Source organism: Flavobacterium sp. (assembly GCF_040379285.1).
GTDB lineage: Bacteria > Bacteroidota > Bacteroidia > Flavobacteriales > Flavobacteriaceae > Flavobacterium.
The window spans coordinates 1-19,851 of record NZ_JBEILJ010000047.1 but is presented as its reverse complement, the minus strand read 5'-3'; the positions used below and the strand labels follow the sequence as shown (position 1 = coordinate 19,851).

Sequence of the window (19,851 nt, the reverse complement as noted above, 5' to 3'; positions counted from 1 at the left end):
GCTCCACCTGGGTCAGTAAAAATTCCACCACATTGCGGAGGTGCAATTTGTGTTGTTATTGTTCTTGGACCAACCCAGTTACTTAAGTCGCCTGGCCCACAAACGGCCTGAACGTATAAGTCATAACAAGTATCGGGTGTTAATCCTGTAAATACATGTGGATTGGTGGTCGTTACCGTAAATCCAGTGGTAGCAGCGGTTGGTGCAGGTGAACCACAAGGAAGTGCAATAACATTCCAAGTTGTTGCGGTATTGGGGTTTGTCCACGCTAAAGTAGCACTGTTTGATGTAACAGCTGAAGTAACAAGGGTGTTAGGATTAGGACAGGTTGGAGGTAATGCACAAGTAACATTAGCAGTCCAACCAGCCAAATTAATAATAGCATCACTGATAAATTGGAAAGTCAAACAACCGTCAACAGCTGTAGAAGTAAATGTTGGTAAATTTCCTCCAGTTAGTGTACCCCAAAAAGCACCTGGAGTTGTTAAATCACCAAAACCTGGGCCATTTGTACTAGCTATTTGAGGCGACCCCACAGTAGGTCCATTGAACACATATAATCCATCCCAATTTGCTTCTGTGGCAAAACTAGTGAAGGTAACTGTGACTACTTGGCCAGAACCTGTAGGGGGGCAAATAGTTACGGTCGAATCAGTATTATTAGGATAATTTCCATTTCCTCCCTCATCAGCAAATACACCACCACAGGCTGGAGGGGCTACTTGCGTAGTAATCGATACAGGACCAGCCCAATTGCTCAATTCTGTTCCTGAACATACGGCACGAACATATACGTCATAACAGGTTAATCCCGACAATCCTGTCAATTGGAAAGGACGGGTGTTGGCTACAGTAAATCCTGTGGTAGCTGCATTCGGCGAAGGTGAACCACAAGGTACTGCGATAATATGCCATTGTGATTCAGTGCCGCCAGCCGTCCAGTTGAACGTAGCTGAGGTTCCTAAAACAATGGTTGATGCTAATGAGAAAGGAGCTGGACAAGCGGGAGGTGCCGCACAAGTAACATTGGCTACCCATCCTGCAGCTGTGGTTGTACCATTACTGCGGAAACGGAAGGTCAAACAACCATCAATGCTAGATGAAGTTACCGTACCAGGACTAGTTGTTCCCCAAAACGCTCCAGCCAATCCACCAGGCACCGACCCTGCAGGGTTTGGACTGGCAATTTGTGGTGCTGATGTTGAGTTTCCATTGAAAACATACAAACCGTCGTTGGTCGCCTCTACGTTGAAACTAGTGAAGGTTACCGTCACAACTTGACCAGAACCTATAGGAGGACAAATAGTCACTGTTTGATCAGCATTGTTGTTATAGTTGGCCGCGGTTCCTCCACCATCAGTAAAGGTTCCTCCACATGCTGGTGGGGGCACTAAAGTATTAAAGGTAAATGGACCTGCCCAAGCACTGAAGGTTCCGTTGCCACAATCGGCACGAACCCAGTATTGGTAGGCTGTATCAGGATTTAAACCCGTCACAGAGACGTTGGTATTGGTAGCCGAGGTGGTTCCCGCTCCAGATGGAACAGCTGAGCCTGCGGTTTGTACAACGTATTCCCATGAAGTCGCACCTCCAGGATTCCCCCAAGAGAGTGAAGCGCCATTGAGTCCGATATTGGAAACGGCTAAGTTTTCAGGTCGTGCACAGTTTAACTGTTGGATAACTAAGCTATAGTTGTAACTCTGAGTTCCCGCTGCAGACGACAATACAATAATATAGGTTTGCCCTGCGATGACATTCAAACTCGGAATCTCACGTATTGTAGTACCTGCATTAGCAACACCGGCAATGCAATTTACGCCCACATTGGCACAACCTTGGTATACAAAAATACCTGAATTGGCAGCCCCAGGGGTCATGGAGATACTAATGGCTCCTGTGGTGGTTGGTGTGAAAGAATAGAATACTTCATTCCCAATCATATAATTGGTAGTTGAACCACACGACCCTCCTTGGTTGGTATCGGTATTATCAGCGTAATTGGCTGTAGTATCATTGGAGCTGTAGGGTAAACTTGAAACCGCAATGGCCGAGTTACAGGTAAGACCTGGGGTGGTCGTAGTAAAGTTAAACGGACCTACCCAAGCACTATTGCTCTGTGCACAAACGGCACGAACAAAGTAAACATACCCCGTAGCAGGTGTTAACCCGTTGGCAGTGTAACTATTTCCAGTAATCAATACGCCTGAACCTGTAGGGGTACTAGTAGCAGGGACTACCTCCACTTCATATTGAGGAGCAGTTCCATTCCAGCCTAAAAGCGCAGAGGTTTGTGTAATATTGTTAATCGTTAAATTGGTAGGCGCTATACAACGTTCAACCAAACTTACCGCATCAATCAACCAACGGTCTCCACCTGGAGCCCCTGTAGGCTGCGTGAAACGCATCATAAAAGCAATGTATACTTCCTGACCTGCAAACAGCGATAAATCAATCACCTTCTCTTCATATAAGTTGAAAGTTGCTGACAAAGTTGCTTCTGTATACGAGGCCGCGGTTTGGGTATAGCCTGCAATATTGGTTTGCGCGCCTGGTGCATTGGGCGTTGGATTCACTAATACAAAATACTCCGTACCCTGTGTACCTAATAGCGTAGAACGCGTCCAAAAACGCAATTCCCCGTTGGCAGGAACGGTTACTTTTGGAGTGGCTAAATAATCTTGGGCTGTATTGCCTTGACCAATGTTAACTTCATTATTCATAAAAGCGGCATTGGAACCAGCATATACATTGGCTGCTGAGGTGGTAATAGTCCAACGGCGTGCCCCCACACCGTTGTCAAAAACAGCCCACTGGTTACCCGTTGCTCCCGTTCCCAAAGTCCAAGGCGACGGATTTGTAGCTACGTCCGGTCCGGTCGTATTCTCAAATCCCTCAACTCCTGGAGTTGGAAATTGGGCAAAGCCAAAAAAAGTACACAGTAAAGCAAGAATGAAAGTGATTTTCTTCATTTACAATGGAGATTAAGTTAATTAAAGTATAGTGTTCGAATGATTTAATCTTCAAATTTAAAAAAAAATCTGAATCTAAGTAGAAAAACTCAATTTTAAGACGTATTCGATGGGTTTGATTGTGTATTTGAAAAAAAAAGTAAACATTAATGCCTATTTTTGTATTCTGTTTTTGAAGTTATGCTGGAAAAGGAAAAAATAAATTTTGAAAGAACGGTACTAGTCGGTATCGTTACACAATTTCAAAATGAAGATAAATTAAAAGAATATTTGGACGAATTAGCGTTTCTAACCTACACGGCAGGTGGAGAAGTTGTTAAGCGCTTTTGGCAAAAACTAGATAGACCGAATCCAAAGACCTTTTTGGGCACAGGAAAAATGAATGAAATTCACTTGTTTGTCAAAGAGCATGGGATATCTACTGTTATTTTTGACGACGAACTTTCCCCTTCCCAACAAAAAAATATTTCCAAAATACTCGATTGCAAGGTTTTGGACCGAACCAACCTCATCCTCGATATTTTTGCACAACGGGCCGAAACATCGTATGCGCGAACCCAAGTTGAATTGGCCCAATGCCAATATTTGTTACCGCGTCTTTCAGGTATGTGGACGCACTTGGAACGTCAAAAAGGGGGGATTGGCTTGAGAGGTCCGGGAGAAACCGAGATTGAAACCGACCGCCGAATTGTAAGAGACCGAATCGCTTTGTTAAAAGATAAAATCCGCACCATTGACAAACAAATGGCGGTGCAACGAAGTAACCGTGGGGCTATGGTTCGTGTCGCTTTGGTCGGGTACACCAATGTAGGGAAATCCACCTTAATGAATGCCGTAGGGAAAAGTGATGTTTTTGTTGAAAATAAACTTTTCGCCACCCTTGACACTACTGTTCGAAAAGTTGTCGTTAAAAACTTACCCTTCTTGCTCTCTGATACCGTAGGTTTTATCCGAAAACTCCCTACACAACTGATAGAATCCTTTAAAAGCACCTTGGACGAAGTTAGAGAAGCCGATTTGCTTCTTCATGTTGTCGATATTTCGCATCCTGATTTTGAAGAACATATTGAATCGGTAAATCAAATTTTAACCGATATCAAAAGTAGCGACAAGCCGACCTTGATGATTTTTAATAAAATTGATGCTTACCGAAACGATATCATTGCTGAAGATGATTTAACCACCGAACGAACCCGAAAACACCATACCTTGGAGGAGTGGAAACAAACGTGGATGAGTCATTTGGGGGAAGATCACACGATTTTTATCTCAGCCACGGAGAAAGTCAATTTTGAAGAATTTAGAGAAAAAGTATATGAAGCGGTTCGTAAAATCCACATCACCCGTTTCCCCTACAATAAATTCTTATATCCCGACTACAAAGACGCCGTTGAGAATAATTAACTTTCCATAAGCTTTAGGAAATTAGCTCATGAATTAAAAATTGTAGTTCACCCCCAAACCGATGATTTGACGCGTTTGAAAACCTGCAAAAGCGTTATCGTCATAAATGGTTTGAAAAGCAAAAATGGTGGTTAAATACTTGTTTACTTTCATATTGAGATTTAACGTATAATCCACATCCACATTTTGAGCGTCTTCATTGTAATTGGAGTAAAGGTTTAAAATATTCTCCATAGATACATTTTCCATCAATAAACATTTGTAATAACCACTCACAGCGGCACCAAATTCATACCGAATAGTTTCGCCTTGCAAGACACCAAAAGAGCCGCCTGTTCGGGTAAAATCGGCATCAACCAGCACTACTTTGGAAGTTGCAGGAGCCACGTTTACTTTGAAACTATCACTGCGTTTCCACAGCACACCGGGACCAAACTGAAAGAAAACGGGAGAAAGCAATTTGGAGGTTTTTATTCCTTTTTCAAATCCCGCATCAAATTGAGAGCGAAAATTGAAAAACATCGAATAATACCAAACCTGGGTAAATTTTTTCCCTAACAGCGAATTGAATTGAACGCGGTCATCAGTTTTTTGAAGTTCTTGCTTTTTAATCTTCGTGATACCGTATCCTGCGGTCAATTTATTATCCCAGTTCCAGGTATCGCTTTTGTAATTAAAATCATAACTCAACGAAATGTTTCCCGAAAAACTGGTTTGTCCCCCCGCCAACCAGTTGTTAAAAATTGCCTGGTTTGCAATAAAAGTAGCCAAGCCCTTACGAGACCATCCATTGGGTTTTTCTTGGGTGATGTTTTTGACCACTTCTTCTGTTTTATTCAAAAGATCGCGCTCGCTCAATTGGGCTTGAACAAGACTCACACTGCACAAGGCAAGGAAAATTAACTGTTTTTTCACGGAATTTCGGGTTATAAATTCGGCGCAAAAATAGCGATACTTCTGTGATTTCCAAATTGAAAATGACGAGAGTCTTCTACAATTTTGTAGTGCTTTTTTTAAATAGGGGTACAGCTGAACAGGCTTCCCCGTACATGATACTTTTGGCTACTTTTTGCAATTTTTGAATTGCGGCCACATAAGCACTATCCGGTACGGGCTTTTTGGAACACCCTTTTAAAATCACAGGCTTATCGGTGTAGGATGAATAATCCAAATGCTCTAAAATATTTTGATAATACTGGGCATCCAACGATTCAGGTGGCCCCAATACAACCCAGTACGCCTCGGAAGCGAGGTAGGAACTCACCAAAATAGGTGCCCATGTGGGTAAAATAGCGTCTGTACTACAATACACTGCACAAAGGTGGCCATGGTATTGTGTCCAATCGTGGTTCTTTAGCGCCTCTCGAAAGTCTTTTTCTTTCAATAAAAACCCTTCTTCGAGCCATTGCGCGATATCTATACCCGACTTGACTTGTTTTGGATAGTAATCCTCCAAATCAAAAACCATCAAGGTCGACTGGGCAACGCGATTTACTATTTCGTCCATAGCGTCGTTACAGCATTCCTAGTTCTAACTTGGCTTCTTCACTCATCAAATCCTTGCTCCAAGGCGGATCAAAAGTAATCTCGACCTCACAGGATTTCACATGCTCAATTTTTCTGATTTTTTCTTCCACTTCCGCGGGTAAAGTTTCCGCTACGGGACAATTGGGTGATGTCAAGGTCATCAACACTTTAACCTCATGATCTTCATTAATCATAACGTCATAAATTAATCCCAATTCATAAATATCCACAGGAATCTCGGGGTCGTAAATGCCTTTGAGCACTTTCACCACATTCTCTCCTAAATTGATGGTATCGTTAAATTCTTCCATAAAACTATCGTTAGTTTGTGTTTTTTGATTCAAATGCCAACGCGTACATCTTAATTTGTTTGATCATCGACACCAAACCGTTGGCCCGTGTAGGGGATAGATGTTCTTTAAGTCCAATTTCATCTACAAAAGTGGTATCGGTTTCCAAAATCACCTTGGGTTCTTGCCCTGAAAACACCCGAATTAATAACGCGATAATTCCTTTGGTCAAAATGGCATCACTGTCGGCTGTAAACCAAATTTTTCCGCCTTCTTCCTCCGCATGAACCCACACTTTCGATTGACAGCCTTTAATAATATTAGCATCGGTTTTATATTGGTCAGCGATAATCGGCAACGATTTCCCCAATTCTATAATGTATTCATAGCGCTGCATCCAGTCGTCAAACATTGAAAACTCATCTACAATCGCTTCTTGTATTTCTTGCGTTGTCATAGTCATTTATTCCTTGATTAGGGCCAACAAAGAGGTAATCAATGGTTGTATCTCTACGGGAGGTGTTCCGTGATCAAAATCTTTAGTACGGTAGGTGTTGCCTTTGTATTCTATAGTCAAATTGGCAATGGCTGCCCCATCATAGAAGCGTGCTTGCGTAGGGTCGGCATAGGTGTTCAATTGTTCCAAAGAAATGATTTTAAACTGTCCCACCAAAGCCTCCCACTCCGAATCTGATAGCGTTGAAGCCGTTAGAGATGCGTCTTTCCCACGGCCATTTTCATAGGTCAATTCTTTATTTTCCAAAACAATCACTTTGTGTATGCCGCGACTGTGTGCCGTGTACGTAAGTTTGGCCGAAGCTAAATCAGCGTTGCTTTGGGAACAACCTTTTCCCATCAAAAGGGTAAATAAAACGAGAGCTAGTGCTTTCATAAACGAAACTTTTAAGATAACATCATCACGGCTTTGTGCAGTGCTTCTACAAAAGTATCAATTTCTTCTTTGGTATTGTAAAAAGCAAAACTAGCGCGAACCGTTCCGGGAATTCCGAAGAAATCCATGACGGGTTGGGCACAATGGTGTCCTGTGCGCACCGCTATTCCTAACTTATCTACAATCGTGCCAATGTCGTAGGGGTGAATGGTTCCTACGTTAAAAGAGATAACCGAAGTTTTGTGGGTAGCGGTACCATAAATTCGCAACCCTTCTATTTGTAGCAACTTTTGGGTCGCGTATTCCAACAACTCTTGTTCGTAGGCTGCGATAGCGTCAAAACCGATTTCGTTCAAATAATCAATCGCCGTTCCCAACACTATTCCCCCAGCAATATGAGGCGTCCCGGCTTCAAATTTATGCGGTAAATCGGCATAGGTTGTCTTTTCAAAACTCACCGTGGCAATCATTTCCCCACCGCCTTGATAAGGGGGAAGTTTGTGCAACCACGCTTCTTTTCCATACAATATTCCAGTGCCTGTTGGACCACACACTTTATGTCCTGAAAAAACATAAAAATCACAATCCATGGCTTGCACATCGGGTTTTAAATGCGGCGTTGCTTGTGCTCCATCAATTAAAACTGCTGCGCCAACCTCGTGCGCTTTTTGAATAATATATTCCACCGGATTGATCGTACCTAACGCATTGGAAATATGATTCACCGTCACGATTTTAGTTTTATCCGATAATAAAACCTCGTATTCCGATAGAATTAATTCCCCTTTTTCATTCATAGGGATGACTTTCAACACGGCTCCTGTCCGTTCGCACAACATTTGCCAAGGAACTATATTGCTGTGGTGTTCCATCGCCGAGACTAATATTTCGTCACCCGCTTGTAATAAAGAGGCAAAACCGTTAGCTACCGCATTAATCCCATGGGTAGTACCGGAAGTAAATATAATTTCATGCGCGTGTTTGGCATTCAAATGACGCTGAATCTTACCGCGGGATACTTCGTAAGCATCGGTGGCAAGCTGACTCAAGGTATGAACACCGCGATGGATATTGGCGTTGATTTCGCTATAATACTTCGTGATGGCATCGAGCACTACTTGGGGTTTTTGGGCAGTAGCGCCGTTATCAAAATAGACCAACGGCTTACCATTCACTTGCTGTGTTAAAATGGGAAAATCCGCGCGTATTTTATGTAGGTCTAGCATTTTATTTAGAATTTTTCTAAATACAAAGATATTAAAACTTTTGCCTTTCAACGGGCATTTTAGTCAATTAACTTTTCCTTATCACTTGTCCATTTTGCGCTGTTTTTTTAATCTAATTTTTCTGTACTTTAGAACTTCCAAAACCAAACTTTTCTCATGAAAAAATTCCTGAAATACGTTGCTATACTCCTCACGCTTCTTGTCCTTATTTTTTATCTTACCGTATACCCAAAACTGGATTTAATTTCGGGATTTTCAGCCAAAAGTGTTGCCTCGGGAACATTCATCGACAACCGTCCTTTGGAGGCGATTGAATCGGGCGATAATGATATCTCGTTGGTTGATTTGGCCCGAAATTCGGTCAATAAAACGGAACTATTTGCCCTTTCCAGTGTCTATGGAATCAAAGAACGCAAAGCCATTTACCGTCCCGGACTAGGTGCCACTTTGATTGATGATGAATTTGATGTCTCTCAACCCTATCAAGTACCGCGGCGAACAATAAAACCCAATACTTCGATTCCCTATCCTTTTGGAGCTGGAGCGCCCAAAGACAGTACGTTTGCCAACATCGATTATGCCTTACTTCAAAAGACGGTGGCCCAAGCTTTTGATGCCAAGGGAGAAAAAAATAAACGTACTCGTGCGGTCGTGGTTTTGTATAAAGGCCACTTGGTGCTTGAACAGTATGCCAACGGATTTACAAAAGATTCGCGGTTGTTGGGATGGTCGATGACGAAGAGTTTAACGGGGACTTATTTCGGCATTTTACAATACCAAGGCAAACTCGATATTCATCAACCTGCTCCAATCGCAGCATGGCAAAATGATGCGCGTAAAAAAATTACCCTTCACAATTTATTGCAAATGAATTCGGGGTTGGAATGGGAAGAGCAATACGATAAAATTTGTGACGCCACGAATATGCTCTTTAAAACACGGGATATGCCAGCAGTACAACGCGACAAACCCTTGGTGGGAAAACCCAATGCAAGTTGGAACTACTCCTCGGGAACGACCAATTTGCTGAGTGGTATTTTACGGCAACAGTTTGCATCGCACCAAGAATACCTCGATTTTTGGTACAATAGTTTGTTGGATAAAATTGGCATGCATTCGGCACTCGTAGAGATCGACATGGCTGGAAATTTCGTAGGTTCTTCCTACGGGTGGGCCACGCCTAGAGATTGGGCAAGATTTGGGCAGTTGCATTTACAAAAAGGGTGGTGGAATGGAACGCAAATCTTTGCCGAAGATTGGGTAAAATATGTGGCTACGCCTACACCCACCTCAGCCAATCGGTACGGGGCTCAATTTTGGTTGAATGCAGGTGGAAAATTTCCCGATGTACCGCGCGATATGTTTTATTGTAGTGGCTATCAAGGGCAAATGATTGCCATTTTTCCAAGCCACTATTTGGTGGTAGTACGCATGGGATTGAAAGAAGATCCCGGCTTTGACTTTAACGCGTTGTTGAGCGGAATTGTGAAGAGTATCAAAAAATAACGCAGGTCGTAAAACCTGCGCCATCAATATCTTTTATAAAAAATTACAAATCAAATCCCAAATTCACACCCAATTTCTGTGCGATAATTTGAGTAATGCGCTGTTTTAATTCGGGGATTTTGATACTTTCGATTACCTCATTCGAAAAAGCATACATCAATAAGGCCTTGGCTTCTTTTTTGGGAATACCGCGTTGTTGCATATAAAACATGGCGCTTTCGTCCAATTGACCAATCGTACAGCCGTGGGAACATTTGACATCATCGGCAAAAATTTCTAATTGAGGCTTGGCGTTAATCACCGCTTTCTCACTCAATAAGATGTTGTTATTTTGCTGAAAAGCATCTGTTTTTTGCGCTTCTTTTTCTACAAAAATCTTCCCATTGAAAACCCCAGTTGCGCTGTCATTGACAATGCATTTATAGTTTTGATGGCTTTCGCAGTTGGGTTGTGCATGGTGCACCAAAGTATAATGATCCACATGCTGTTTTCTCCCGATAATGGTAATTCCTTTTAAGGTGGAGTCAATGCGCTCGCCTTGGTGGTAGAAATTCAAATTATTACGTGTTACATTCCCTCCAAAAGAGAAGGTATGTACCGAAACGTGACTTTCTTGCTTTTGGGCGATGTAGGTATTGTCAATCAAATTGGCAGATCCTAAATCGTTTTGAATTTTATAATAATCCACAATCGCACGTTTTTGGGCAAACACCTCCGTTACGGCATTGGTCAACACAGGATTTTCATTCAAACTTTGATGACGCTCAATGATTTGCACATGGGCATTTTCTCCCACCACAATCAAATTGCGCGGTTGTACCATTAAGGCGTTTTCTTGGCCAGTGGAAAAGTAAATGATTTCAATCGGTTTGTCTACAACTTTACTTTTGGGCACATTGATATAAGCTCCTTCTGCTGCAAATGCCGTGTTTAAGGACGTTAAGGTTTCGTCTTTGTTGGCGATTTGATTGAAGTAGGTGTCCATCACCATTTTATACTTCGGTTTGGTAAATGCTGATGACATTAAACAGACATCCAATCCTTCATGGGTGGTTTGCGATAAAAACGAGCTGTATTTTCCATCGATGAATATGACTTTGTAGGTGTCAATTTCATGCAAAAAATACTTTTTGACATCTTTAAACTCAATAGCCGAATCATACTTTGGGAACACGGTAAAATCATGTTTCAACACGGCATTCAACGACGTATATTTCCAAGCTTCTTCCTTTTTGGAGGGAAACCCTTTTAGCTCAAAATTCTTAATCGCCGTAGTGCGCACATCGTACAAATCGGAATTCACATCGATTTGCCCTTCAAAGGCCATGAATGAGGAAATAAGCTTTTCTTTCAATTCCATTGTATAAAGTTTCAAGTTTAAGGTTTCAAGTTTAACGTTAACGAAACTTGTTACCCTTGAATTCTTGTTTATTTAAATAGGTGATAAAACTTTGAATCTTACCACTTAGACTTTCATATTGTATCTTCAGTTCAAGGAACTGTTTTTCTGAAATGTATCCATAATCCAACAACCGATAGAGTTGTGATCGTGTCTCTCCAGAAGACCCTTTTGCAATCGCTAAATATTGTTTAAATTCAGCATTGCCATCACGTTCAAAACCTTCTGCAATATTGTCCATTATGGAGCCTGAAGAAGCTTTTATTTGTTGTTGAAATCTAAAATCTGTTTTCAGAGGAGTGTTTACCGTAATTTGGTGAATATCTTTAGCTAGTTTTCTTGCTTCTTGCCAAATTTCGAGGTCTTCAAATCGTTTGATGGTTGCCATGGCTTATAAATTATAAGGTTAAAACCACTAATTTATATGTTTTCTCGGAAACCTGAAACCTGAAACTTGAAACCTAATTCATCTCACTCTTAATCCAATCGTACCCTTTTTCTTCTAAAGCCAAGGCAAGATCAGCGCCTCCGGTTTTCACGATTTTACCGTCCATCAAGACGTGCACATAATCGGGGATGATGTAATCCAAAAGACGTTGGTAGTGGGTAATCACCAAAACGGCATTGTTTTCGTTTTTCAACTTGTTCACACCATTGGCTACGATTCGTAAAGCGTCGATATCCAAACCTGAATCGGTCTCATCGAGAATGGCCAATTTGGGTTCTAGCATCGCCATTTGAAAAATCTCATTACGCTTTTTCTCCCCGCCTGAAAAACCTTCGTTTAACGAACGTGACAAAAACTTGCGGTCCATTTCCAACAATTCCGATTTCTCGCGGATTTTCTTCAACATTTCATTGGCTGGCATTTCCTCTTCACCGTTGGCTTTACGCTTTTCGTTGATGGCGGTTTTGATGAAATTGGTCACCGAAACCCCTGGAATTTCTACCGGATATTGAAATGAAAGAAACACCCCTTTATGAGCCCGCTCTTCGGGAGCTAATTCTGAAATGTCTTCCCCATCCAAAATGATTTCTCCTTCGGAAACTTCATAATTTTCATTGCCCGCAATAATGGAGGATAAGGTACTTTTTCCCGCTCCATTTGGACCCATAATTGCGTGTACTTCACCCGCTTTAATTTCTAAATTAATGCCTTTCAAGATATCTTTATCTTCAACTGAAGCGTGTAAATTTTTTATACTTAACATTTTATTTTTTGTTTCAGGTTTAAAGTTTAAAGTTTCAGGTTGGCTTGGTGCGCTCTTAAAACTTTTATTTAAATCGTGTAATTTTTTCTATTTAGTTTACGTCAACCAGAATTCTTTTAAAATTCAAAATTTAGAATTTTCAAATTACCCCACGCTGCCTTCCAATGAAATCTCCAATAATTTCTGGGCTTCTACGGCGAATTCCATCGGTAATTTGTTTAGGACTTCTTTGCTAAAACCATTTACAATTAAAGCAATCGCCTTTTCGGTGGGAATTCCGCGTTGGTTGCAATAAAATACTTGATCTTCACCAATCTTGGACGTGGTGGCTTCGTGCTCAATACGAGCGGTCGCGTTTTTACTTTCGATATAGGGAAAGGTATGCGCCCCACATTGGTTCCCCATCAACAACGAGTCACATTGTGAAAAGTTACGCGCATTTTCGGCACGCGCTCCAATTTGGACTAAACCTCGGTAACTGTTTTGCGATTTCCCCGCCGAGATTCCTTTGGAAATAATGGTCGAACGGGTGTTTTTTCCTAAATGTATCATCTTCGTTCCCGTGTCGGCTTGTTGGAAGTTGTTGGTAACCGCAATGGAATAAAACTCTCCAATAGAATTATCGCCTTTCAACACACAACTTGGATACTTCCACGTAACAGCCGAACCGGTTTCTACCTGCGTCCACGAGATTTTGGCATTGGTTTCACACAATCCGCGTTTGGTCACAAAATTGTACACCCCGCCTTTCCCCTCTTTATTTCCAGGATACCAGTTTTGAACGGTAGAATATTTGATTTCAGCATTGTCCAAGGCAATCAATTCGACCACCGCCGCATGCAATTGATTTTCATCGCGACTAGGTGCGGTACAACCTTCTAAGTACGATACATAACTGCCTTCATCGGCAATGACGAGCGTACGCTCAAACTGTCCCGTTCCTCCCTGATTGATACGGAAGTAGGTAGACAATTCCATGGGGCAACGCACGCCTTTGGGAATGTAACAAAAACTACCGTCGGAGAATACGGCTGAATTCAACGCGGCATAAAAGTTATCTTTTTGGGGTACTACGGAACCGATATATTTTTGAACCAACTCGGGATGCTCTTGAATCGCTTCCGAAATCGAGCAGAAAATAATGCCTTTCTCTGCTAAAGTTTTTTTGAATGTGGTGGCCACTGAAACTGAATCCATCACAATATCAACGGCTACACCGGCCAATTTTTTTTGTTCGTCTAAAGAAATTCCCAACTTTTTGAAGGTGTCCAACAACTCGGGATCAACCTCATCAAGGGAAGCGTATTTATCTTTTTTCTTGGGTGCCGAATAATAGGAAATCGCTTGAAAATCGGGCTTTTCGTAATGCACATTGGCCCACTCGGGTTCTATCATTTCGCGCCAAGCTCGGAACGCTTCCAAACGCCACTCGGTCATCCATTCGGGCTCGTTTTTTTTCTTGGAAATAGCACGAACAATATCTTCATTTAAACCGGCTGGAAAGGTTTCGCTTTCGATATCGGTATAAAATCCATACTCGTACTCTTTATTTTCCAATTCGACTTTTAAGTCGTCTTCGGTATATTTTGCCATGGGTTTGTTGTAAAATTAAAAAATTGGAATTAGAGCGAAAAACTCTCCCCACATCCACAGGTGCGACTCGCATTGGGATTATTAAATACAAAGCCTTTACCATTCAAACCGCCTGAATATTCCAAAACAGTTCCCGCTAAATACAAAAAGGACTTTTTCTCTACAGCGATGCGAACGTTGTTGTCTTCAAAAACTTTATCGTTTTCCCCGATCGACTTATCAAATTTCAACTCATAAGACAAACCGGAACACCCACCGCTTTTCACCCCAACACGAACAAAGTCGTGAGCGGCATCAAAACCGTCGTCATGCATCATTTCGACAATTTTTTTACTGGCTGATTCGGACACTTTAATCATAGCTTATTTTAATTTTGTCTAAATTGTCGCAAAGATACACCTTAAAGCTTTTCACTCGTCGATTTAACATATTTTTTAGTCGAATTCTTATAAATAAAGTTTATAAAAAGTTCCCGATTGGATTTTGTACCTTGTCCACCCGAAATAGTGAACGTTTACACGGATTTATATGAAGAAACTCTATGCTATTGAAGCTGGTAACTTTAAGTTGGACGGCGGCGCTATGTTTGGGGTCGTTCCCAAAACCATTTGGCACAAAACCAATCCGGCAGATGCCAACAACCTCATCGATATCGCAGCGCGTTGTCTATTGATTGAAGAGGGAAATCGCTTGATTTTGATTGACACGGGAATGGGTAATAAACAGTCGGAAAAATTCTTCAGTTATTATTCCCTTTGGGGCAATCATTCGCTCGATGCCTCGTTGGCTCAGCACGGCTTTCACCGCGATGATGTGACCGATGTGTTTATGACGCACTTGCATTTTGACCATTGTGGCGGAAGTGTGAACCGCAAAGCATCGGGGGAAGGCTATGAAGTGGCGTTTAAAAATGCTGCGTTTTGGACCAACGAAAACCACTGGCAGTGGGCTACCCAACCGAATGCACGGGAAAAAGCGTCGTTTTTACACGAAAACATCATTCCAATGCAAGAGAGTGGTCAATTGCGTTTTATCAACCGCCCCGAAAGTGATTTTGGTTTTTCCAACGAAATGGGATTCAACATCTTCTACGCCGACGGTCATACCGAAAAGCAAATGTTACCTCACCTTTCCTACGGCGATAAAACCATTGTTTTTTGTGCCGATTTATTGGCTACCGCGGGGCATATTCCCATTCCTTATGTGATGGGTTATGATACGCGACCGCTGTTGACTTTGGATGAAAAAACAAAATTCCTGACCGCAGCTGCCGACCAAGGATACTATTTATGGTTGGAACACGATGCGCACAACCCCATTGTGACCGTGAAGCATACCGAAAAAGGCATCCGACTCGATCAGGTATATCGTTTGGAAGATATCTTAATCTAATGTTAATCGCTAAGGCTTTTCATGTAAAAGCGAATATTTTTAAACCCAATTATGGCAAATTGCCTTGAAATGAAAATTATGTTGCACTTGAATTTTGAAAAATCAGCATGGGTGGCACTTGTTGCTGCGTCCTTGCTCACCGGTTGTGGATCGTCTAATGCGCCGTTTGTAAGCACCGATCCTGCAAAAATTGACAAAACTGTTTTAAAAACTACCCCGATTAAGGAATCCGACTTAAAACGATGGAGCCATTTGGACTTGATTAAAGACACGGTACCTGGCATGAGTGTCGATCGAGCGTATGCAGAATTGTTAAAAAAACGAAAAGGAACGAAAGTTATCGTTGGCGTTATCGATTCGGGGGTGGATATTGATCATCCGGATTTGAAAGGGCGGATTTGGACCAATACTAAGGAAATTCCCAACAACAATATCGATGACGACAAAAATGGATTTATTGATGATGTAAATGGGTGGAACTTTTTGGGAGAGGCTACGGCCATGAATTTGGAGCTCACTCGGATTGTAAAAAAAGGCGACGATGGTTCAGAAACGTACAAACGGGCTAAAGCTGAACTCGACCAAAAGTTGCAGGAAATGAAACAGCAAAAGCCACAAGTGGACATGATTTCCAAAGCCGATAAAGACATTCGGACCTTCTTGAAAAAAGAAACATACACGAAAGAAGATCTCAAAGGAATAAGCACTTCTGATGCCACGCTCAATCGCAGCAAAATGATTATGATGAGTATTGCGGCACAAGCGGGGGACGAATTTCAAGAAGAAATCAAATCGTATGTGGATTATATCTATGACCAACTTAATTACAACCTCAACGTAGATTTTGATGGTCGAAAAGTGGTCGGGGATAATCCTGAAGATTTGAATAATCGCAACTACGGGAACGGAAATGTAAAAGGCCCCGATGTAGCCGATGCTTCACACGGTACACACGTAGCAGGAATCATTGCCCAAGTGAGAGGCAACGGTATCGGCGGCGATGGAGTGATGGCTAAAAATGTTGAAATCATGGCGATTCGTGCGGTGCCCAATGGCGATGAGTACGATAAAGACATTGCCTTGGCGATTCGTTATGCTGTGGATAATGGCGCCAAAGTCATCAATGGTAGTTTTGGAAAAGATTATTCTCCGCACAAAGAATGGGTGTGGGATGCAATTAAATATGCCGAAAGTAAAGATGTACTTATCGTGCACGCGGCAGGAAACGACAGCAAAGACATTGATGTTGAACCAAATTTCCCCACCGATGAAGTCAACGGTAAGGAAATTGCCGACAATTTCATTACCATCGGAGCTTTAAATACCGCGACAGGTGCTAAAATGGTCGCTGATTTCTCCAACTACGGACAGAAAAATGTCGATGTTTTTGCTCCTGGAGTAAAAATTTACGCTACTTATCCCAACAATAAATACAAATACGAACAAGGTACTTCGATGGCCGCTCCTAATGCGGCAGGCGTTGCCGCGTTAATCCGTTCGTATTACCCTTCCTTGACCGCTTCACAGGTGAAACACATTTTGATGGATTCAGGAATTGATATTGCAACTAATGTGGGTGTTGGCGAAGAAAAAGTACAAATTCCATTTAGTGCCACATGCGTATCGGGCAAAATTGTCAATGCTTACAATGCGTTGCTCATGGCGGATCAAATGGTACGTGCAGCAAAAAACTAAGCGCGTGTAAAACTCAACCGATACAGACACTCGGTTTTCTTTGCCCCGTTTAAAAATAAAAACACAAAACATGCCACAAGTTACCCCGTAGTTTGTGGCATTTTTGACTATAATTAACCCCTTGTTTCTTAAACTATGAAACCACTTTTGATTATTGTAACCGTATTTTGTTCCCTTTTGGGTCAAGCCCAAAACGGGTATTGGCAACAACATGTTGATTACAAAATGGACGTCACCATGGACGTCACCACCTATCGCTACACGGGAACGCAAGAACTCATCTACACCAACCATTCTCCCGATACCTTGCAAACGGTGTACTACCATCTGTACAACAACGCATTTCAACCCGGTAGTGAGATGGACATGCGCCTTCAACACGTCAAAGATCCTGACAGCCGCATGGTGAACAAAATCAAAGAAGGCGATAAAGAAATCAAACAGAGTCGCATAGCCCAACTCAAACCCGACGAAATTGGGTATTTGAACGTAAGCAATGTCCGTCAAGCGGGCGCGCTACTCGAAACCACCGTGAGTGGCACCTTACTCAAAGTGCCTTTGGCCGTGCCTTTGCTTCCGGGTAAATCAACCGTGCTTACCTTGAATTTTGAAGGCCAAGTGCCAGTGCAAATTCGCCGCTCCGGGCGAAACAATCGCGAAGGGGTTGCCCTTTCGATGAGTCAGTGGTATCCTAAAATGGCCGAATTTGATTTTGAAGGCTGGCATGTGGATCCTTACATCGCCCGTGAGTTTCAAGGTGTTTGGGGTAATTTTGATGTGAAAATTACTATTGATAAATCGTATATTCTTGGCGGCACAGGGTATTTGCAAAACGGAAATGAAATCGGATACAACTACCAAGGTCCTGGTGTAAAAGTGACTATTCCTAAAAAGCAAAAAACACTGACCTGGCATTTTGTAGCGCCTCAGGTACACGATTTTACTTGGGCTGCCGACCCCGACTATGTACATGACGTAGTTCAGGGTACGAACGGAGTCGCGTTACATTTTTTATACAAAAACAAACCTGAAATTGCGCTTACCTGGAAGGCGGTACAACCCAAAGTGGTCACGATCATGGATTTGTTTAATTATTGGGTGGGACCCTATCCGTACAAACAATATAGTGTGATTCAAGGCGGCGATGGCGGTATGGAATATGCAATGTGTACGTTGATTTTGGGCGAAGGCGAATTGAATGGCTTAACGGGATTGATCGCCCACGAAATGGGCCACTCTTGGTTTCAACACATTTTGGCCACCAACGAAAGCAAACACCCTTGGATGGATGAAGGATTTACCTCCTATATTGAAGACCGGGCGATGAACACGCTTTCTCCGCAACCCGTGGCCAATCCCTATGCAGGGGCGTACAAAGCTTATATCAATTTGGCCAACAGCGGAAAAGAACAACCTTTGTCGACGCATGCCGACCGTTACGATGAAAACCGCAGTTACAGCATTGCTTCGTACAGCAAAGGGGAAGTGTTTTTGGCGCAATTCGAATACCTTTTGGGTCGTGTGGCGGTGGACAAAATCTTACGCCGTTATTACCAGGACTTCAAGTTCAAACACCCAACGCCCAACGACATTAAACGCACAGCTGAGCGGGTTTCGGGTGCAGTGTTGGATTGGTATTTAATCGATTTTACCCAAACAACCAACACGATTGACTACAGCATTGCCTCGGTAGAGGAAAAAGAGGGCGCCACTTTGGTCAACTTGGAGCGCTTGGGCCGCATGCCGATGCCAATTGACCTACAAGTCAGCTACACCGACGGTTCAAAAGAGAATTTCTACATTCCTCTGCGAATGATGCATTATACCAAACCCAATCCCAATCCTGAATTGCCGCGTAAAGTCTTGACTGAATGGGCTTGGGGCAATCCCCGCTATCAATTCCGAATCGAGAAACCGTTGGCCAACATTAAAAGCATTGTGATTGATCCCGCAGGGTTGATGGCGGATGTGAAGGGGAATAATAATAAGTTTGAAAGGTAGGCCAATGTGTCAATGTGCCAATGTGCCAATGTGTCAATATGCCGATGAGCCGATGTGTCGATGTGCCAATACGTTTCGGCATGTATCAGGCATTAGCTGTTTACAAAACATCGTGAAACTTTGTGAAAAACTTAGTGAGACTTTGTGCTCCAGAGGTTTTACCATTAAGGAATTTAAAGTATCCCAAAGTACCGAATGTAAGTTAAGAAAAATTAAGACGGCCAAAGGCCGTGAACTTGGTGGACTTAAAATAATCGTAATACTTGATGTAAAACTTCTCGGACTTTGCGTAACCTTAGCGCCTTTGCGGTAAAAAACATTGTGGAACTTTGTGAAAAACCTAGTGGGACTTTGTGCTCCGGAGGTTTTACCATTAAGGTATTTAAAGTTTCCCGAAGTGCCGAATATAGGTTAAGAAAAATTAAGACGGCCAAAGGCCGTGAACTTGATGGACTTAAAATAATCGTAATACTTGATGTAAAACTTCTCGGACTTTGCGTAACCTTTGCGTCTTTACGGTAAAAAACATCGTGGAGCTTTGTGAAAAACCTAGTGTACCATTGTGCTCCAGAGGTTTAACCATTAAGGAATTTAAAGTACCCCAAAGTACTGAATATAGGTTAAGAAAAATTAAGACGGCCAAAGGCCGTGAACTTGATGGACTTAAAATAATCGTAATACTTGATGTAAAACTTCTCGGACTTTGCGTAACCTTTGAGTCTTTGCGGTAAAAAAAGCTCCTGAGC

At 42.3% G+C, this 19,851-nt stretch carries 17 protein-coding genes; 5 read left to right on the top strand and 12 right to left on the bottom strand.

What is annotated here, in order from left to right; all coding sequences use genetic code 11:
• On the bottom strand, window positions 1–2,969 hold a 2,969-nt coding region (locus ABWO12_RS09725; RefSeq protein ID WP_353088676.1), incomplete at its 3' end, for a fibronectin type III domain-containing protein.
• Between the two features lie 180 nt (window positions 2,970–3,149).
• On the opposite strand from ABWO12_RS09725, the gene hflX reads away from it, so the two are divergent.
• Window positions 3,150–4,373: a GTPase HflX gene (gene hflX / locus ABWO12_RS09720; protein WP_353088675.1), complete on the top strand. Its 1,224-nt coding sequence runs from the start codon at window positions 3,150–3,152 to the stop codon at window positions 4,371–4,373.
• Between the two features lie 33 nt (window positions 4,374–4,406).
• Here the strand turns inward: hflX and ABWO12_RS09715 are convergent, their stop codons facing one another.
• From ABWO12_RS09715 to ABWO12_RS09690, 6 genes are all read right to left on the bottom strand, one after another.
• The gene (locus ABWO12_RS09715; RefSeq protein ID WP_353088674.1) at window positions 4,407–5,288 is read right to left on the bottom strand and encodes a DUF3078 domain-containing protein; all 882 of its coding nucleotides are present in this window, start codon (window positions 5,286–5,288) and stop codon (window positions 4,407–4,409) included.
• Between the two features lie 76 nt (window positions 5,289–5,364).
• Window positions 5,365–5,880, bottom strand: coding sequence for a DUF2480 family protein (locus ABWO12_RS09710; RefSeq protein WP_353088672.1), 516 nt, complete (start codon window positions 5,878–5,880; stop codon window positions 5,365–5,367).
• A 7-nt stretch (window positions 5,881–5,887) separates the two neighbouring features.
• Complete coding sequence (locus ABWO12_RS09705) at window positions 5,888–6,211, bottom strand: SUF system Fe-S cluster assembly protein (RefSeq protein WP_073360164.1); 324 nt, start codon at window positions 6,209–6,211, stop codon at window positions 5,888–5,890.
• Between the two features lie 10 nt (window positions 6,212–6,221).
• A complete protein-coding gene (locus ABWO12_RS09700; protein WP_353088671.1) occupies window positions 6,222–6,647 on the bottom strand; it encodes a SufE family protein in 426 nt (141 codons plus the stop codon).
• Window positions 6,648–6,653: 6 nt separating this feature from the next.
• Window positions 6,654–7,082, bottom strand: coding sequence for a hypothetical protein (locus ABWO12_RS09695; RefSeq protein WP_353088669.1), 429 nt, complete (start codon window positions 7,080–7,082; stop codon window positions 6,654–6,656).
• An 11-nt stretch (window positions 7,083–7,093) separates the two neighbouring features.
• Entirely contained in the window at window positions 7,094–8,308 is a 1,215-nt protein-coding gene (locus ABWO12_RS09690; protein ID WP_353088668.1) for an aminotransferase class V-fold PLP-dependent enzyme, read from the bottom strand.
• Between the two features lie 156 nt (window positions 8,309–8,464).
• Here ABWO12_RS09690 and ABWO12_RS09685 point away from each other — a divergent pair, with 156 nt between their 5' ends.
• Window positions 8,465–9,814: a serine hydrolase domain-containing protein gene (locus ABWO12_RS09685; RefSeq protein WP_353088667.1), complete on the top strand. Its 1,350-nt coding sequence runs from the start codon at window positions 8,465–8,467 to the stop codon at window positions 9,812–9,814.
• A 43-nt stretch (window positions 9,815–9,857) separates the two neighbouring features.
• On the opposite strand, the gene sufD is transcribed toward ABWO12_RS09685, so the two are convergent.
• The 5 genes from sufD to ABWO12_RS09660 all read right to left on the bottom strand — a co-directional run bounded on the left by sufD (window position 9,858) and on the right by ABWO12_RS09660 (window position 14,376).
• Window positions 9,858–11,174 carry a Fe-S cluster assembly protein SufD gene (gene sufD, locus ABWO12_RS09680; RefSeq protein ID WP_353088665.1) on the bottom strand — a complete coding sequence of 439 codons (1,317 nt, stop codon included), beginning with the start codon at window positions 11,172–11,174 and terminating at the stop codon, window positions 9,858–9,860.
• Window positions 11,175–11,211: 37 nt separating this feature from the next.
• The gene (locus tag ABWO12_RS09675; protein WP_353088664.1) at window positions 11,212–11,601 is read right to left on the bottom strand and encodes a four helix bundle protein; all 390 of its coding nucleotides are present in this window, start codon (window positions 11,599–11,601) and stop codon (window positions 11,212–11,214) included.
• Between the two features lie 73 nt (window positions 11,602–11,674).
• Window positions 11,675–12,424 carry a Fe-S cluster assembly ATPase SufC gene (gene sufC / locus ABWO12_RS09670; protein ID WP_287782786.1) on the bottom strand — a complete coding sequence of 250 codons (750 nt, stop codon included), beginning with the start codon at window positions 12,422–12,424 and terminating at the stop codon, window positions 11,675–11,677.
• A 144-nt stretch (window positions 12,425–12,568) separates the two neighbouring features.
• The gene (gene sufB / locus ABWO12_RS09665) at window positions 12,569–14,017 is read right to left on the bottom strand and encodes a Fe-S cluster assembly protein SufB (protein WP_353088662.1); all 1,449 of its coding nucleotides are present in this window, start codon (window positions 14,015–14,017) and stop codon (window positions 12,569–12,571) included.
• A 29-nt stretch (window positions 14,018–14,046) separates the two neighbouring features.
• Window positions 14,047–14,376 carry a HesB/IscA family protein gene (locus ABWO12_RS09660; protein ID WP_073360181.1) on the bottom strand — a complete coding sequence of 110 codons (330 nt, stop codon included), beginning with the start codon at window positions 14,374–14,376 and terminating at the stop codon, window positions 14,047–14,049.
• A gap of 169 nt (window positions 14,377–14,545) precedes the next feature.
• Between ABWO12_RS09660 and ABWO12_RS09655 the strand changes: the two genes are divergently transcribed.
• From ABWO12_RS09655 to ABWO12_RS09645, 3 genes are all read left to right on the top strand, one after another.
• Window positions 14,546–15,409 carry an MBL fold metallo-hydrolase gene (locus ABWO12_RS09655; protein WP_353088661.1) on the top strand — a complete coding sequence of 288 codons (864 nt, stop codon included), beginning with the start codon at window positions 14,546–14,548 and terminating at the stop codon, window positions 15,407–15,409.
• A 69-nt stretch (window positions 15,410–15,478) separates the two neighbouring features.
• Window positions 15,479–17,104 carry a S8 family peptidase gene (locus ABWO12_RS09650; protein ID WP_353088660.1) on the top strand — a complete coding sequence of 542 codons (1,626 nt, stop codon included), beginning with the start codon at window positions 15,479–15,481 and terminating at the stop codon, window positions 17,102–17,104.
• A gap of 135 nt (window positions 17,105–17,239) precedes the next feature.
• Window positions 17,240–19,105 (top strand): M1 family metallopeptidase, encoded by a 1,866-nt coding sequence (locus tag ABWO12_RS09645; protein ID WP_353088659.1) that lies wholly within the window; start codon window positions 17,240–17,242, stop codon window positions 19,103–19,105.
• Window positions 19,106–19,851: the final 746 nt, after the last annotated feature.

Coding starts and splice junctions, on each gene's coding strand:
- hflX (WP_353088675.1), top strand. CDS start 3,150: ATGCTGGAAAAGGAAAAAATAAATTTTGAAAGAACGGTACTAGTCGGT.
- ABWO12_RS09710 (WP_353088672.1), bottom strand. CDS start 5,880: ATGGACGAAATAGTAAATCGCGTTGCCCAGTCGACCTTGATGGTTTTT.
- ABWO12_RS09705 (WP_073360164.1), bottom strand. CDS start 6,211: ATGGAAGAATTTAACGATACCATCAATTTAGGAGAGAATGTGGTGAAA.
- ABWO12_RS09700 (WP_353088671.1), bottom strand. CDS start 6,647: ATGACAACGCAAGAAATACAAGAAGCGATTGTAGATGAGTTTTCAATG.
- ABWO12_RS09695 (WP_353088669.1), bottom strand. CDS start 7,082: ATGAAAGCACTAGCTCTCGTTTTATTTACCCTTTTGATGGGAAAAGGT.
- ABWO12_RS09690 (WP_353088668.1), bottom strand. CDS start 8,308: ATGCTAGACCTACATAAAATACGCGCGGATTTTCCCATTTTAACACAG.
- ABWO12_RS09685 (WP_353088667.1), top strand. CDS start 8,465: ATGAAAAAATTCCTGAAATACGTTGCTATACTCCTCACGCTTCTTGTC.
- sufD (WP_353088665.1), bottom strand. CDS start 11,174: ATGGAATTGAAAGAAAAGCTTATTTCCTCATTCATGGCCTTTGAAGGG.
- ABWO12_RS09675 (WP_353088664.1), bottom strand. CDS start 11,601: ATGGCAACCATCAAACGATTTGAAGACCTCGAAATTTGGCAAGAAGCA.
- sufC (WP_287782786.1), bottom strand. CDS start 12,424: ATGTTAAGTATAAAAAATTTACACGCTTCAGTTGAAGATAAAGATATC.
- sufB (WP_353088662.1), bottom strand. CDS start 14,017: ATGGCAAAATATACCGAAGACGACTTAAAAGTCGAATTGGAAAATAAA.
- ABWO12_RS09660 (WP_073360181.1), bottom strand. CDS start 14,376: ATGATTAAAGTGTCCGAATCAGCCAGTAAAAAAATTGTCGAAATGATG.
- ABWO12_RS09655 (WP_353088661.1), top strand. CDS start 14,546: ATGAAGAAACTCTATGCTATTGAAGCTGGTAACTTTAAGTTGGACGGC.
- ABWO12_RS09650 (WP_353088660.1), top strand. CDS start 15,479: ATGAAAATTATGTTGCACTTGAATTTTGAAAAATCAGCATGGGTGGCA.
- ABWO12_RS09645 (WP_353088659.1), top strand. CDS start 17,240: ATGAAACCACTTTTGATTATTGTAACCGTATTTTGTTCCCTTTTGGGT.